This is a genomic window from Ferrovibrio sp., from assembly GCF_036381655.1.
Classification (GTDB): Bacteria; Pseudomonadota; Alphaproteobacteria; order Ferrovibrionales; family Ferrovibrionaceae; genus Ferrovibrio.
The window spans coordinates 1-14,068 of record NZ_DASVCJ010000082.1 but is presented as its reverse complement, the minus strand read 5'-3'; the positions used below and the strand labels follow the sequence as shown (position 1 = coordinate 14,068).

The following is a 14,068-nucleotide window of genomic DNA, read 5'->3' as shown; positions in this document are numbered from 1 at the left end:
CCTTAACCCAGAGCGGCCTGCACGGCGCGCCTGGCCATGACGCCGACCAGATGCGCGCGGTATTCGGCACTGGCATGGATGTCGTTGTTCATCTGGCCGGCATCGGTTCTGATTCCCTTCAGGGCGTCGGGCGAGAAGGACTTGGCAAGCGCCGCTTCCATCTCCTTGTGCCGGAAGACACAGGGCGCCGCGCCGTTGATGGCGACACGGATGCCCGTGCCGGTATCGGCCACGAAGGCGCCGACCATCACATAGCGCGAAGCCGGATTGGGGAATTTCACATAGCCGGCCCGCTTCGGGATCGGGAACTCAACCGTGGTGATGATCTCGCCATCCTCCAGGGCGGTCTCGAACATGCCGGTGAAGAAATCATCGGCCGCGATCTTGCGCTTGTTGGTATGCACCGTGGCGCCCAGTCCGAGCACGGCGGCCGGGTAGTCCGCTGCCGGATCGTTATTGGCAAGCGAGCCGCCGATGGTGCCCATATTGCGCACCTGCGGGTCGCCTATGCCGCCGGCAAGCTTGGCCAGGGTCGGGATCGCCTTCTGGATTTCGGCCGAGGAGGCGACGGCGGCATGCCGGGTCGCCGCGCCGACGGTTACGCTGCTGCCCGAGACCTTGATGCCGTTCAGTTCGGCGATGCCGTTCAGGTCGATCAGGTCGGAGGGCGAGGCCAGCCGCTGCTTCAGGGTCGGCAGCAAGGTCTGGCCGCCGGCGATGAACTTGCCGTCGCTGGCATTGCTCAGAAGCCTGGCTGCATCGGCAAGCGACGACGGGCGATGGTAGTTGAATGCATACATGGGGCGCTCTCCAATACGAACTATTCCGCTGCAGCAGCGAGGTTGCGGCTCTGGATCACGTTCCAGACCTTCAGCGGCGTTGCCGGCATGTCGATCTGTTCCGTGCCGAGCGCGTCGGTGATGGCGTTCATCAGCGCGGCCGGAGCGGCGATCGCACCGGCCTCGCCGCAGCCCTTGACGCCGAGCGGGTTATGCGGGCAGGGGGTTTCGATCATGTCGATCTTGTAGGATGGCAGATTGTCCGCCCGCGGCATACAGTAGTCGAGGAAGGAGGCCGTAAGCAGCTGGCCGCTTTCCTTGTCGTAGACGACGCCCTCGAGCATCGCCTGGCCGACGCCTTGGGCGATGCCGCCATGCACCTGGCCTTCGACGATCATCGGGTTGATCACCTTGCCGAAATCGTCCACCGCCACCCAGTTCACGATCTCGGTGACGCCTGTATCGCCGTCGATTTCGATCTCGGCGATATGGACGCCGGCCGGGAAGGTGAAGTTGGCCGGATCGTAGAAGGCGCTGGCCTCCAGTCCCGGTTCGAGATCGGCGGGATAATTGTGCGGCACATAGGCCGTGAAGGCCACCTGGGCCATCGGCACCTGCTTGTCGGTGCCTTTGACCGAGAAGACGCCCTTGTCGTAGGCGATGTCCTCGACCGAGGCTTCCATCAGATGGGCAGCGATCTTCTTGCCCTTCTCGATGATCTTGTCGGTGGCGCGGATGATCGCCGAGCCGCCAACCGCCAGCGAGCGCGAGCCGTAGGTTCCCATGCCCATGGGCACCTGAGCCGTGTCGCCATGCACGACCTCGATCTGCTCGATCGGCACACCGAGCCTGTCGGAGACGATCTGGGCGAAGGTCGTCTCGTGTCCCTGGCCATGGCTGTGCGAGCCGGTATAGACGAACACGCTGCCGGTCGCGTTGAAGCGGATCTGCGCCGACTCCCACAAGCCGACGCCGGCGCCGAGCGAGCCGACCACGGCAGACGGCGCGATGCCGCAGGCTTCGATATAGGCGCAGATGCCGATGCCGCGCAGCTTGCCCTGCCGGGCAGCCTCCGCCTTGCGCTTGGCGAAGTTGCTGTAGTCGGCCAGTGCGCAGGCCTTGTCGAGCGCCTTGGCGTATTGGCCGGAATCGTACACGCAGGCGACGGGCGTCTGATACGGGAAGGCATCGGGCGGCACGAAATTGCGCCGCCGGATTTCGGCCGGATCGATCTTCAACTCGCGTGCCGCCGCCTCGACCAGGCGCTCGACCACATAGGTCGCTTCGGGCCGGCCGGCGCCGCGATAGGCATCCACCGGCGTGGTGTTGGTGAATACCGCCTTGACCTCGGCATAGATCGCCGGCGTGGTGTATTGGCCAGCCAGCAGCAGCGCGTAGAGATAGGTCGGCACCGCCGAGGCGAAGGTCGACAGATACGCGCCCATATTCGCCATGGTGGCGACGCGCAGACCGAGGAACTTACCGGTCTTGTCCAGCGCCAGTTCGGCATGGGTGACATGGTCGCGACCATGCGCGTCGGTGAGGAAGGCCTCGGTGCGGTCCGCGGTCCATTTCACCGGCTTTTTCAGCTTGCGCGCCGCCCAGACGCAGGCGGTCTCTTCCGGATAGTTGAAGATCTTGGAGCCAAAGCCGCCGCCGACATCCGGCGCGATCACGCGCACCTTGTGTTCCGGCAGGCCGAAGACGAAGGCACACAGGATCAGCCGCAGAACATGCGGATTCTGCGAGGTGGTGTAGACCGTCGTCGTGTCGGTGCCGGGATCGTATTCGCCGATCGCGCTGCGCGGTTCCATCGGATTGGGAGAAAGACGGTTGTTGACCAGCTCCAGCTTGGTCACATGCGCCGCGCCGGCGAAAGCCTTCTCGGTCGCTGCCTTGTCGCCGAACTCCCAGTCGTAACACAGATTGCCGGGTACATCGGCATGCACCTGCGGCGCGCCCGGCTTCAGGGCCTCACGCATGTCGATGACGGGCGTCAGCACGTCGTAATCGACCTCGATCGCTTCGGTCGCGTCCCTGGCATGGGCAGGCGTATCTGCAATGACGACGGCGACCTGATCGCCGACATGGCGGACATACTCGACGGCAATGATGTCATGCCGCGGCGCCTTATGCGGTTCGCCCTTTTTGTCCTTGACGGTCCAGCCGCAAATCAGGCCGCCGACCTTGTCGGCGGCGACATCCTGGCCGGTGAACACGGCGATCACGCCCGGCATGGCCTTGGCGGCGGAAGTGTCGATCTTCTTGATCTTGGCGAAGGCGTGCGGCGAACGGAGGAATGCCGCGTAGACCTGGCCGGGGCGGTTGATATCGTCGGTGTAATGGCCCTGACCGGTGATGAAGCGGAAGTCCTCCTTGCGGCGGACGGCTTGCCCGATACCGTTGTTGCTGGCCTGGTCGTTCATGGCATTACCCCCGCATAGCTTGTGCCCCGGCCATCACGGCCTTGACGATGTTGTGATAGCCCGTGCAGCGGCAGAGGTTGCCCTCCAGCTCGTGACGGACGGTTTCTTCGCTGGGATTGGGATGGCGCTGGGCGAGATCGACCGCGCTCATGATCATGCCCGGCGTGCAGAAGCCGCATTGCAGGGCATGATGTTCACGGAAGGCTTCCTGCATCGGATGCAGCTTGCCGTCCTTGGCGAGGCCTTCGATGGTGGTGACCTTCGCGCCTTGCGCCTGCGCGGCGAGCATCGTGCACGATTTGACGCTGCGGCCGTCGACATGGACGACGCAGGCGCCGCATTGGCTGGTATCGCAGCCGACATGCGTGCCGGTGAGGTTGAGGTGGTCTCGAAGGAACTGGACCAGCAGGGTGCGCGGCTCGACGTCGCGCGTCACCGACTGGCCGTTGACGGTCATCGTCACGGAAATGGTCATGCTTTCCTCCCTCAAAGCACAGAACGAAACGCTGCGATACGCCTCAACAGATCAGACTGTGAGCGAATCGCGGCGAAGGCGCAAGTTGCAAAAACGGATGAGGTTGTCAGCGACGCAACACAAAGAATGTTACGACGCAAACGATCGCGATCAGGCCGGCGATCCACAGCCAACTTGGTATCCCCTTGGATACTGCCGGCAGTTCGGAGGGCGGCGTCGCCGAGCGCATTTCGGGCTGCGTCGCCCCGGCGGGCAGGGGCTGCGGCTCCGCCACCGGTTCGGCCGCCGCCGCCGGCTCCGCCGCGGCGGGCGCGCCGACGATGGTGTTGAATTTGGCAAAGAAGTCCTCGGCCATTTTCGCCGCCACGCCATCGACCAGCCGGGCACCGATCTGCGCCAGCTTGCCGCCGACCTGGGCCTGGGCCTGATAGGTCAGGCGCGTCGCGCCGCCATCGGCGTCCGAAAGCTGGACCTTGGCGCCGCCTTTGCCGAAACCGGCCGCGACACCGCCCTGAGCCTCGCCGCTGATGGTGCAGCTATTGGGCGGATCGAGGTCGGAGAGGGTGACCTTGCCCTTGAACTTGGCTTTCACCGGGCCAACCTTGACCTGAACCGCGGCTTCAAAATCCGTATCCGACGTTTTGGTCACGGTTTCACAACCCGGTATGCACTGGCGGAGGATGTCGGGGTCGTTGAGAGCCGCCCAGACTTTCTCGCGTGGCGCAGGGATGATCTGTTCGCCGGTCAATTCCATGATAAGTCTCCAAAATCTGGGCGCTTTCGATTCAGAACCTGTTAAGATTAACTGCCTATTGTGGCAATAACCAGTTTCAGGCTTGACGCAAGGTGAGGGATGGTCCCCGCGACGCGCTCCGGTATCGATGTCAGCTTCTGGCTGCTAGAACGCGCAGCCGGCGAACGTATCGCCATGTCGCTGCCGAAGCTGCGCTGGCTGCTGTATCTGGCCCAGGCGCATTACGCGATTGCGCGCGAGGGCGCCAAGCTGATGCCGGCGACCTTTCTGGTCGGCGATGACGGGCCGATCGAGCCGACGCTCGATCTGGTCTTTCAGGCCGGCATCGAAAATCCCTGGAGCCCGTCCCTGAGCGAGACGGCCGAGGCTTTCCTGGAGGGCTTCTGGAAACGGTTCGGGGCGCTGCCTGCGGTTGCGTTGCACAAGCTGGTGGTTGGCGACCCGGCCTGGCGCAAGGCGCAGGAGAACGGCCCGGGCAGCGAAATCCACGTCGAAACCCATCGCAGTCCCAGCGGCAAGGCCGCCAAGCCCAGTGCGGCGGCCTCGACCGTCCGGCAGCAAGTCGAACTGCCGCCATTCGAGGAAGAGTTGCGGGCCAAGATCGCCGAGCATGCCGGCGGCGCGATGCATCCGCTGACCCGGGCCATGCGCGGGCAGCCGGTCAAGTCCCCCAACGGAAAGGCTCAGGCCGGCCGGACCGCCTCCGTCGCCGAAGCGGTTGGGCATTTGCGCGCCGCGCCGCCCGACAGCCAGGAGGTCCGTTTCACGGCCGACGGCCGCTCGGTCACCCGCTGGCGGCCGAAACGCCGGGTCGACGGACCAACCATCTAACTTTCACAGACGGGCCTAACCCCCTTAGGCTTCTTTAGAATCGCTTTGGCAGCACACTTAAAAGATGTTACGCTGAGGGGCGTATTGCGACTATTGAAGGATTACAAGAGTGGATCAAGGGGGCTTCGGCGACGCGGAAATCGTAAAGATTTCTGGCAAGGTCAAGTGGTTCAACGCCGTCAAAGGTTTTGGTTTCGTCAGTCCCGACGACAACTCCGGTGACGTGTTCTTGCATCTTTCCTGTTTGCGGCAGGCCGGCTACGAAAGCATCGAGGAAGGCGCAACGATGGTGCTGGAGGTCGCAAGGCGGCCCAAGGGCATGCAGGCGGTCCGCGTCCTCTCGGTCGATACCAGCACGGCTGTTCCCGGCGGCGCGGGGCGCGCTCCGGGAGGCATGGGCGGCGGCCCGCGGCCTCCGAGGGCGCCGCGCTTCGGCAGTGATCGTCCCGGCTTCGGCGGCGGATTTGGCGGCGATCGCGCGCCGCGGTTCCCGTCTGTGGTCGCTCAGGGCGACTTCTTCGAGGCCAAGGTGAAGTGGTTCAACGCGGTCAAGGGTTATGGCTTCGTATCGCGTGGCGATGGCCAGCAGGATATCTTCGTGCATATGGAGGTCCTGCGCCGCGAGGGGATTCAGGAACTGCAGCCGGGGCAATCGGTCCGCGTCCGCATTGGCCAGGGGCCGAAGGGGCCGCAGGTTGCGGAAATCCGGGTCGACTGATCCAAGCCCGCTTTGAAGTCTTTTTAGCGCCGGCGCCGGTCAAGCGCCGGCGTTTCTATTGCCGCTGCCGGTCGCCGCTGTCGGTGTTCCCAGCCCTGGGCTCGGGAAGCGGCGGCAGTTCCGCGTTCAGCGCCAGTTCGTCGTCTGGATAGCCGTTCAGGACGAGCAGCATATCGACGCTCTCACCGTTGCCGGAGAGCGGGTAGTATACGCGCTCGGTGCGGATGAAATCGCGCCCCGGATGCGGCATGGCAAAGGCGTCGTAGAGCGGCCGCTTCTGTTCGGCGCAGGCCGTCATGTTGGACTTGATGCGGTCGTAGAATTCCGGAAGCACCGCATCTTCGAGATAGAGACCGGTGATGTTGCGGGCGGCGACAAGCGTCTGCATGGTGCCGATCAGGCGGTAGCGGAAGCGGCGCGGCCTGCCGTCGCCTTCGACATCGACAAGATTGATGTAGGGCAGCAAAGTCTTAAATACGATCGGATCGAGATCCTGTCGTCCGGCCAGCCGGCCGGGCCGGGCGATGCGCTGCAGATAGTCGCGCATCCAGGCATATCGCGGGTGTAGGTCTTCGTATATCGGACTCCACATGACAATCTCCCTGCCTCGGTCGAGATGCCTTGCGGCGAAACCTGATGCCGATGGGAAGATAATAGCCGCTTTGACCCTGGATAGAGGTAAAAAAGCGGTAAGAAAACGCCGGACGCAAATGTGACGGGGCGATGCCGCTTTTCATCGGGAATGAGATTTATCGTCGCTCGTCGCTGGGCGGAAAACATCCGCTCGCGATCCCGCGCGTGTCCACCGTCATGGACCTGGCCCGAAGCCTCGGTTGGCTTGCTCCGGCCAAGTACCGCGAAAGCCATCCGGCAAGCGCGGAGCGGCTGCAGCGGTTTCACCGGCCGGACTATGTCGCCGCCGTGCGGACAGCCGAGCGGACGCAGACGATCAGCGCAGAGGATTCCCTCCGCTACAATCTGGGGCGCGGCGGGAACCCGATCTACGGCACCATGTTCCGTCGGCCGGCCACCGGTGTGGGCGCCAGCCTGATGGCGGCGGAGCATCTGCTGCGCGAAGGGGGAATCGTCTACAGCCCGGCGGGTGGCACGCATCATGGCCGGCCGGCACAGGCCTCCGGTTTCTGCTATTTCAACGACCCCGTCCTGGCCATTCTATGCCTTCTGGATGGCGGCCTCGGGCGCATCGCCTATGTCGATCTCGATGTACATCACGGCGATGGCGTGGCGGATGCCTTTGCCGCCGACGATCGTGTGCTTGTCATTTCGGTGCATGAAGCCGGCCGCTGGCCGCATTCCGGCGGCCTGGATGAGGAGGGCCGGGGCAACCTCTTCAACCTGCCGGTTCCACCGGGGATGCGCGACGACGAGATGTTTGCCTTGATCGAGGGGGCGATCGGCCCGCTGGTGGAGAATTTCCGGCCCGCCGCACTGATCATGCAATGCGGAGCCGATGCCTTGGCGGACGATCCCCTGGCCAAGCAGGAACTCTCGAACAACGCCCTGTGGGCAGCGGTGCGGAATTTGAAAAGCCTGTCGCCCCGGCTGTTGGTACTCGGCGGCGGAGGATATAATCCGTGGTCGGTGGCGCGGTGCTGGACCGGCATCTGGGCGGAGCTGAACGGCCTGGACAAGCCGGACCGGCTGCCGCCCGCGGCGGAAACGCTCCTGCGCAGCCTGAGCTGGGACCGGGCGGCGGGGCGCAATCCCCCGGAGCACTGGTTCACTACCCTGACCGACACCCCGCACCACGGTCCCGTCCGCAGCGCGGTGCGGGACCTGATACGGCGAGTCCATGAGAGGATGACGTGATCACCCGACGCTTGTTTCTGACTTTGCTGTTTGCCGTCTTCTTGACCCTTCCGGGCTTTCTTGCCGCCCCCGGCGCCGCGCAACCGCAGCCGGCCCTGCCAAAAAGCGATCTGGTGATCCGGACCGCAAACGGACCGAAGCATTTCACCGTGGAACTGGCCGATAATGACATCAGCCGGGAACGCGGCCTGATGTTCCGCACCAGCATGGCCGCCGATGCCGGCATGCTGTTCGATTTCAAGCAGGAGCAGATGACGTCGTTCTGGATGCGAAACACGCTGATCCCGCTCGACATGCTGTTCATCAAGGCCGACGGCACCATCTTGAACATCCACCAGCGCGCCATCCCGCATGACGAGAGCGGCATCAATTCCGCCGGTCCGGTGCGGGCGGTGCTGGAACTCAACGGCGGCACGGTCTCGCGGCTTGGCATCAAGCCGGGGGACAAGGTCGAGCATGCCATCTTCGGCAATCCGCCGAAGTCAGCCGGCCGCTGACCGGCGGAAATTCCGGGATATCTTCGTGGTGACGGGGCTGGCCGGGGGTAGGCGCTTTATGCTAAAAGGCCCTCGATTTCCCGCCATTCGGGCAGGGTGTAGCTCAGTCTGGTAGAGCGCTTGCTTTGGGACGGCAGACATCGTCTCTATTTCACCTTGCTAATCAATAGCTTGGTTTTCTGGTGACTGTCAGCGTGACGCATACGTGACGCGAGCGTTGCCAGCGCTCGATCCTTTGCTTCGGTGTCATGGTGGGCATATCGCATCGTCGTTTGAATGACTTCGTGGCCCAGCACCTCCTTGACGATCTCCAGCGGAATGCCCGATTGCACCATCCAACTGCCTGCCGTATGGCGCAGGTCGTGGAACCGGAAATCCTTGATCTCCGCCCGGCGGCAGGCTGCCCGGAATGCCGTCTTGACCGACTTCACCGCGGCGCCCTCATAGGTGAATACGGGGCCTTTCTCGGCCGGCCCCTGCTTCCGCAGTAGCGCGGCGAGGTCGTCGGTGATCGGCAGGATGTGATTCTTGCCTCCCTGCTTCTTGCTCTTGATCTTGAAGGTGATCCGCCGGTTCGGCAGGTCGACCTGGCTCCAGTCCAGCCCAATGATGTTGGCGGCCCTGGCGCCGGTCAGCAGGGCAAATTCGATTATCGGTTGGAGGTGAGGGGAAGCGGCTGCGATCAGGCGCGCCGCTTCATCATTGCTCAGGTAGCGGGTGCGGTGATCGGGCTCCCGGAGTTTCAATTCCTTCCAGTTGACGGTTCCGACTTCCGCTTCCAGGTGGATCTTGGCGCGATAGACGACCGCCCGGAGTAGCTGCAGTTCGCGATTGACCGAGGAATTCGATATCAGCCGTTTCACGCGGACGCTCGGATCATCGGTAGCAAAGGTGCCCTTCGCTGTTTCCCCCTCGGCGCTTTGCTATGTAGCGCGCCACAACCGAATTAGAGAGTAAGTGCAGTTGGAAATCCTTGCCGATAATGCGCAGCAATCGCTGGCCTGTTCGGTAGATCGTGTCGGCACCGGGAAGGTGCGCGCCGTGCTGCTCATAGTACCAGCCGAATGCCTGATCGAGGGTGAACCGGGCCTTTTGGCCCGTCACCAGCCCCATGATGGCATCGTGCTTTAGCTTGGCTTCGACGATCTCGGCGTCCGAGCGGCGATCCGTTTCCGTGCTGCCTCTAAACCGACGACCCTTGACGGTAAAATCATACTGCCAGTGTGGGCTATCCCCGCGCCTGTAGAGGGCCATGACACCTTGCTCCCGTCAATGAATTCCCGGAGGTCTGCAGGATCGAACATGCGCCGGCGGCCGATCAGGACGTAGCGCAACCGGCCGTCACGGATATGCTTGTTCAGCGTCTTATCAGACTTTATGCCGAGCATCCTGCAGGCTTCGGCTGTTGTGTAGAGAAGGCGGGGCAGCTATGCCGCCCCGTCCGTTCCTGTCGCTTTGATCTGGTCCGTCATCCGGCGCTCCAATTGCTGTTTATGCGTCCCATCTTGGGAATCTACTTGCGACCTACGATTTGGAATGTAATTCGCTCCTGCGTCACGTGGGGTAATCTTCGAACGCAATGCCGGCAAAGAATTCACCGGCTACCGTGGCGGGGTCCAAACCAGCGTGTTTAAAGATGACTGGCAGTGCCGTTTCCAGCGCCGTCAGTGCCGACTTGCGATCCTCTTCATGCTCGGAATCGAGGCTGTCAACGCGAGAAAGTGCCAACATGATCAGGACGGCGGCTTCCGCTGGGGTCTTCGCAGGCAGCTTCATAGCGGCATCGCCCAAGGCGGTAAGGCGGTTAAACGCCGCGTGCCAACCTCGATCATGACGATACCATTCGTCGCTCTCGCGATCCGCCTTTTGCCTATCATCCTCACAGCGGTGCATGGTGGCGATTTCGACGGGAAACTGCATGGCCAGAGTGAGAATGAGAGACTGGCGGGTTTCGGTCGTGCGGGTGTGCTTGGTCATGGTGCGTCCATACATTTGGCCTATCAGGCCGACCCGCGGGCGGCGCGGGCGCCGGGGGCTGATAACTCGCGTATGGACGAGCGGGCTTCTTTCCCTATCGGGTATTGTATCCGCCGCACCCCCGACTCAAAATTGGGGCGCAAAAATACCGCCAAGGCCACGGTATCCCTGAATCGCCTTGATCGGATAAAGACCAGACCGAATGGCGGCGCGCGGCAATATGGCACATTTCAGTTACCAGCCAATGACTTGGCGGCAATCCGGGTATGCGTAAAACACGCATTAGGACTTCCTTGACCCGAATCACGTAAAGCACCATCTTATCGCTGTACCCGCTCTGCCTCGGCATCGGGCTTGGAAGACCAGCCTTCGGGTTGGCAGGTGCCGCGACCTGGCGATACCAAGCCTGTGGCACCTAGATAAAGCCCCGCTGGAAACAGCGGGGCTTTCTGCTTCTCGGTGCTCCTCAGATCCGAAAGTTTTATCTGACAGAGAGTACGCGCGACTGCCGCACTGGTCCATTGCGGAGGGTTTGGGAGAGATTCTTGCATCTCCGGGCCGCGATAGTACCGAGCATCGCCTCCTCGCTCCTGTAGGCAGGGCGTACCGGGCTTGCTAGGCTAACCGCGCAGGCAGCACAGGGAGGAAGCCATGGATGTAGAAGCCGCGCGCCCCGCTGAGCGCAAAACCCTTCGGGATGTTCGAACAACGCCTCGATCGAACACAGGGGCGGAATAGCACTCGGCCAGATCGCCGACGAGCTGCTGAACATCAGGCATGTCTTGCAGGATATTGCCGTGTCCGCCCATGCCATTGCGACGAAGCGCTAAAGCAAACACCCGCGCGCTTCCCGCCGGCGGTTAGCTTAGCGGTAGAGCATACCCTTCACATGGGTGGGGCCGGAGGTTCATATCTCGGACGGGCCGCCGCCGGCTGCATGGCTGGGCTATAGGGCCATTCAGCCATGCCGCGGTCTCCGGAGGAGCTGGTCCAGCTTGTTACCGCCCGATTCGGGTAGATCGGTAAAAGCCGCATCCAGTGCAAAGCGGTCCCAAACCAACCGGCTATTGATCCGCTTGGGCTTGGGCATCCGGCCATCAGCAACCATTTCATCGAACAGCGTAACGCCAACCCCCACGTATCGCGAGGCTTCATCCCGCGACATCCCGCGCGGCGGATAGGCGTAGGCATCAAGCCTCTTCACTGCCACCCTCCTCAGCACGCCTGCTGAGTTCTGCGGCATGGTCCCGCTGTGCTAGGCTCTGGCCGAGCGCTTCTGCAAGCGCTATTACGGCTGCATCCAGATTCGGTGAAAGTGGCTGTTGCTGGTCCTGAGCCTGCTTAGCCTTTTCGTCCAGTTCATCCATTGCCGATCCTCATTTCCTTGAATGCAATGCAGCCTGTCCGCTGCTTGGCTGCTTGGCCAGGAAGTCGAGAAAGGCCCGCATGGGGGTGTTGCTGTTGTCGTAGGCCATGACGGGCAGCTCGGCAGGACTGAGGCTCATGGCGAATTCCCATGCCTGCTCTGTAGAGCCGTCGTATCGACTGCAGCGCTTGACTAGGTGGCTTGCTGGGTCCGTCATGCCGTGACGCGTCACTGGGCGCTCCCTGATCAGCGCTTGGTATAGTTCCCTTTGGTTTAGTTAAGTGAGTCTGGTTAAGTGGTATAGTTAGGGTGACATCCTGTGACACCCCCGGGTGTCATCCTGTGTCACCCCCGGGTGACATACGGTGTCAGGGGTAGGGGTGTCACACTGTGTCACCCGTCCCTCTGCGGCGGGCCGAGTTTCAAAGCGCACCCGGTAGAGATTCGAGGACTTGCCAACGCCGTTCGGCTGCAGCTCGATCGAGATGTGTCCGGCCGCCTCCAGTGCCCGGAGGTGCCTCTGCACCATGCGGGGGCTGTATCCGTCTCCCAGACGCTCCGCGAGGGTGCCGATTGAGGGCCAGCATTTGCCCTCCTGGTCGATGTAGGCGCACAGGGCGGCCAGCACCCGCAGCGCAGAGGCGGGGAGGTTGGGATCGAAGATTGCCGCCTGGGGCAGCCGGGCGAAAATCTGCCGATCTGGTTGCTCCGGCGATTCGGTTGAGGTATGCTCTTGGTTGTCGAGTTTCGATGAGTCATCAGCCCGGTTGTCGCCCGCCAGCGGCGCCGGGTTTGCTCGTTTCAGCGGTGTCATTATGCCCATGGCTGAAACACCCTGCGAACACGGCGTGACGCATACGTGACGCGATGTTCCAAATAGGGGCGGCTACGTTCTTGTTTTTGCCGAGTTCGCGAAGTAGCTTTCCCCGCGAAATAGCTGGTTTTGCTGGCATCGGGGTGTAGCTCAGTCTGGTAGAGCGCTTGCTTTGGGAGCAAGAAGTCGCTGGTTCGAATCCAGTCACCCCGACCATGATGGCTCGATCGGCAAGATTGCGATTCAGAGGATGGCATGGTTAAGGCACGGATTTATCAGCCGGCCAAAACGGCGATGCAGTCAGGCAGGGCGCAGACCCGAAAATGGCGGCTGGAATACGACACCGCTGATGCGCGGTTCGTCGAGCCATTGATGGGCTGGACCGGCGCGCGGGATACCCGCGGCCAGCTCAACCTGCGTTTCGACACCAAGGAAGAGGCGATCGCCTACGCCGAGAAATACAAGATTCCCTACGAAGTCGAGGAGCCGCAGCCGCGCAAGCTGATCCGGCGCGCCTACGCGGACAATTTTGCGTTTACCAGAATCCGGTAATCTCGAGCCGGTCGGGCGCGGTGTCAGCGGCGGCCCGCCGGCCCACTCTGAATTGGGCGCCCTTAGCTCAGCTGGATAGAGCAGCCGCCTTCTAAGCGGCAGGTCGTGGGTTCGAGTCCCGCAGGGCGCGCCATACCGCAAGGCGAACGGCCGCTGATCAGTCGGCCGAGGTCACCACCGGGAGCATGTTGGGGTCCTGATGCGTGCGCGCATGCCGGCCGGTGCGGCGCACGAGCCCGAACGCCCGCAGGAGCGCGTCGAGCGACGATGGCCGGTTCCCGCCGACGAAGCGGACCGCGACGAGCCGCTCGGCGAGGCGACGTGGTGCGGCGGCGACCAGCATGGCCCAGACGACGACCAGCGCGCGCGTCAGCGGCGGGGCGGGAGCGCGGCAGGCGATTCGCGCGATGTAGCGGACGAGCCGCGGCAGCGTGTCGGTCGGCACCGGGTACTGGTCGCGGCACAGCTTGAGCGCCGCCAGGCGGAACTGCAGGTGGAACCAGGAGCGGTCGAGGACGTCGTCGGGGAGGAAGATCCCGAGCGCCTCCGAGTGCCATCTGAGAAATGTCGCGCGGCGGCGATCGACCGCGACGTTGTAGACGAACTTCTCCGGCGCGAGACCGGCCTGCGCATGATGGTTGCGCCCGTGGAACCTGTACTCGGCCAGCACGTCCGGCAGCGCCACGACATCGCCGTAGAGCGGCGCCACGGCGTTGAGCGGGCCATCCGCGCCATAGCGGAAGAGCTGCGTCGGCAGCGGCATCGCCTTGTCGAGGTACCAGCGGGCGAAGGCGTTGCCGCTCATCGGCGGGCAGGGATAGAGCCCGTCGCGCAGCACGGTTTCGCGAATGCGCGCCGGCGTCCAGTTCGGCGGCAGCGGCGGGTAGACCCCGCCCAGCGAGCGTCCGTGCCCGTCGATTGTCTCGAGGCAGAACTGGACGGCGCTCACGCCGGGGCGCATCGCCGCGAGCACGCGGGCGGCGGCGCCGGGGCGAAGCCGGTCGTCGGCGTCGAGGAAGAAGACGACCTCGCCGCGCGCCGCGGCGATG

General features: G+C 63.3%; 18 protein-coding genes, 2 tRNA genes and 1 pseudogene. 7 read left to right on the top strand and 14 right to left on the bottom strand.

The genetic code is table 11. The features are described from left to right. Positions 1-2 precede the first annotated feature (2 nt). The 4 genes from VF194_RS18710 to VF194_RS18695 form a co-directional block, all read right to left on the bottom strand. Positions 3-800: a xanthine dehydrogenase family protein subunit M gene (locus VF194_RS18710; protein ID WP_330892718.1), complete on the bottom strand. Its 798-nt coding sequence runs from the start codon at positions 798-800 to the stop codon at positions 3-5. Positions 801-820: 20 nt separating this feature from the next. Then, complete coding sequence (locus VF194_RS18705; protein ID WP_330892717.1) at positions 821-3,205, bottom strand: xanthine dehydrogenase family protein molybdopterin-binding subunit; 2,385 nt, start codon at positions 3,203-3,205, stop codon at positions 821-823. A 4-nt stretch (positions 3,206-3,209) separates the two neighbouring features. After that, the gene (locus VF194_RS18700; protein WP_330892716.1) at positions 3,210-3,680 is read right to left on the bottom strand and encodes a (2Fe-2S)-binding protein; all 471 of its coding nucleotides are present in this window, start codon (positions 3,678-3,680) and stop codon (positions 3,210-3,212) included. Positions 3,681-3,786: 106 nt separating this feature from the next. Then, positions 3,787-4,434, bottom strand: a complete 648-nt coding sequence (locus tag VF194_RS18695) for a carbon monoxide dehydrogenase subunit G (RefSeq protein WP_330892715.1) — start codon at positions 4,432-4,434, stop codon at positions 3,787-3,789. 99 nt (positions 4,435-4,533) lie between these two features. Between VF194_RS18695 and VF194_RS18690 the strand changes: the two genes are divergently transcribed. Together VF194_RS18690 and VF194_RS18685 are read left to right on the top strand one after the other, a co-directional pair. Then, on the top strand, positions 4,534-5,265 hold the full coding sequence (locus VF194_RS18690; RefSeq protein WP_330892714.1) for a hypothetical protein: 732 nt from the start codon (positions 4,534-4,536) through the stop codon (positions 5,263-5,265). 109 nt (positions 5,266-5,374) lie between these two features. Next, positions 5,375-5,983, top strand: coding sequence for a cold-shock protein (locus VF194_RS18685; protein WP_330892713.1), 609 nt, complete (start codon positions 5,375-5,377; stop codon positions 5,981-5,983). Between the two features lie 55 nt (positions 5,984-6,038). On the opposite strand, the gene VF194_RS18680 is transcribed toward VF194_RS18685, so the two are convergent. Then, complete coding sequence (locus tag VF194_RS18680; RefSeq protein ID WP_330892712.1) at positions 6,039-6,575, bottom strand: hypothetical protein; 537 nt, start codon at positions 6,573-6,575, stop codon at positions 6,039-6,041. A 131-nt stretch (positions 6,576-6,706) separates the two neighbouring features. Here VF194_RS18680 and VF194_RS18675 point away from each other — a divergent pair, with 131 nt between their 5' ends. Together VF194_RS18675 and VF194_RS18670 are read left to right on the top strand one after the other, a co-directional pair. Beyond that, positions 6,707-7,813 (top strand): acetoin utilization protein AcuC, encoded by a 1,107-nt coding sequence (locus VF194_RS18675; RefSeq protein ID WP_330892711.1) that lies wholly within the window; start codon positions 6,707-6,709, stop codon positions 7,811-7,813. Further along, positions 7,810-8,310 carry a DUF192 domain-containing protein gene (locus VF194_RS18670; RefSeq protein WP_330892710.1) on the top strand — a complete coding sequence of 167 codons (501 nt, stop codon included), beginning with the start codon at positions 7,810-7,812 and terminating at the stop codon, positions 8,308-8,310. The genes VF194_RS18675 and VF194_RS18670 overlap by 4 nt, the downstream gene beginning before the upstream one ends. A gap of 146 nt (positions 8,311-8,456) precedes the next feature. Here VF194_RS18670 and VF194_RS18665 read toward each other — a convergent pair whose 3' ends face one another. The 8 genes and pseudogenes from VF194_RS18665 to VF194_RS18635 form a co-directional block, all read right to left on the bottom strand. Next, positions 8,457-9,173: a site-specific integrase gene (locus VF194_RS18665; RefSeq protein ID WP_330892709.1), complete on the bottom strand. Its 717-nt coding sequence runs from the start codon at positions 9,171-9,173 to the stop codon at positions 8,457-8,459. 13 nt (positions 9,174-9,186) lie between these two features. Further along, positions 9,187-9,564 (bottom strand): hypothetical protein, encoded by a 378-nt coding sequence (locus VF194_RS18660; protein WP_330892708.1) that lies wholly within the window; start codon positions 9,562-9,564, stop codon positions 9,187-9,189. Between the two features lie 23 nt (positions 9,565-9,587). Then, a pseudogene (locus VF194_RS19895) lies at positions 9,588-9,737 on the bottom strand (helix-turn-helix domain-containing protein); the annotation flags it as partial. 127 nt (positions 9,738-9,864) lie between these two features. Further along, positions 9,865-10,287 (bottom strand): hypothetical protein, encoded by a 423-nt coding sequence (locus VF194_RS18655; RefSeq protein ID WP_330892707.1) that lies wholly within the window; start codon positions 10,285-10,287, stop codon positions 9,865-9,867. Positions 10,288-11,245: 958 nt separating this feature from the next. Further along, positions 11,246-11,491 (bottom strand): hypothetical protein, encoded by a 246-nt coding sequence (locus tag VF194_RS18650; RefSeq protein ID WP_330892706.1) that lies wholly within the window; start codon positions 11,489-11,491, stop codon positions 11,246-11,248. After that, positions 11,478-11,654 carry a hypothetical protein gene (locus VF194_RS18645; protein WP_330892705.1) on the bottom strand — a complete coding sequence of 59 codons (177 nt, stop codon included), beginning with the start codon at positions 11,652-11,654 and terminating at the stop codon, positions 11,478-11,480. The genes VF194_RS18650 and VF194_RS18645 overlap by 14 nt, the downstream gene beginning before the upstream one ends. A 9-nt stretch (positions 11,655-11,663) precedes the next feature. Next, positions 11,664-11,792 carry a hypothetical protein gene (locus tag VF194_RS18640; RefSeq protein ID WP_330892703.1) on the bottom strand — a complete coding sequence of 43 codons (129 nt, stop codon included), beginning with the start codon at positions 11,790-11,792 and terminating at the stop codon, positions 11,664-11,666. Between the two features lie 165 nt (positions 11,793-11,957). Beyond that, positions 11,958-12,467 carry a helix-turn-helix domain-containing protein gene (locus VF194_RS18635; RefSeq protein ID WP_330892702.1) on the bottom strand — a complete coding sequence of 170 codons (510 nt, stop codon included), beginning with the start codon at positions 12,465-12,467 and terminating at the stop codon, positions 11,958-11,960. Positions 12,468-12,606: 139 nt separating this feature from the next. Here VF194_RS18635 and VF194_RS18630 point away from each other — a divergent pair. The 3 genes from VF194_RS18630 (at position 12,607) to VF194_RS18620 (ending at position 13,152) form a co-directional block, all read left to right on the top strand. Then, positions 12,607-12,683: transfer RNA gene (locus VF194_RS18630), tRNA-Pro, on the top strand. Between the two features lie 39 nt (positions 12,684-12,722). Then, positions 12,723-13,019 (top strand): ETC complex I subunit, encoded by a 297-nt coding sequence (locus tag VF194_RS18625; protein ID WP_330892701.1) that lies wholly within the window; start codon positions 12,723-12,725, stop codon positions 13,017-13,019. A 56-nt stretch (positions 13,020-13,075) separates the two neighbouring features. Beyond that, positions 13,076-13,152 (top strand) — tRNA-Arg (locus tag VF194_RS18620). A 24-nt stretch (positions 13,153-13,176) separates the two neighbouring features. Here VF194_RS18620 and VF194_RS18615 read toward each other — a convergent pair. After that, a partial coding sequence (locus tag VF194_RS18615) for a hypothetical protein (protein ID WP_330892700.1) occupies positions 13,177-14,068 on the bottom strand: 892 nt, incomplete at its 5' end.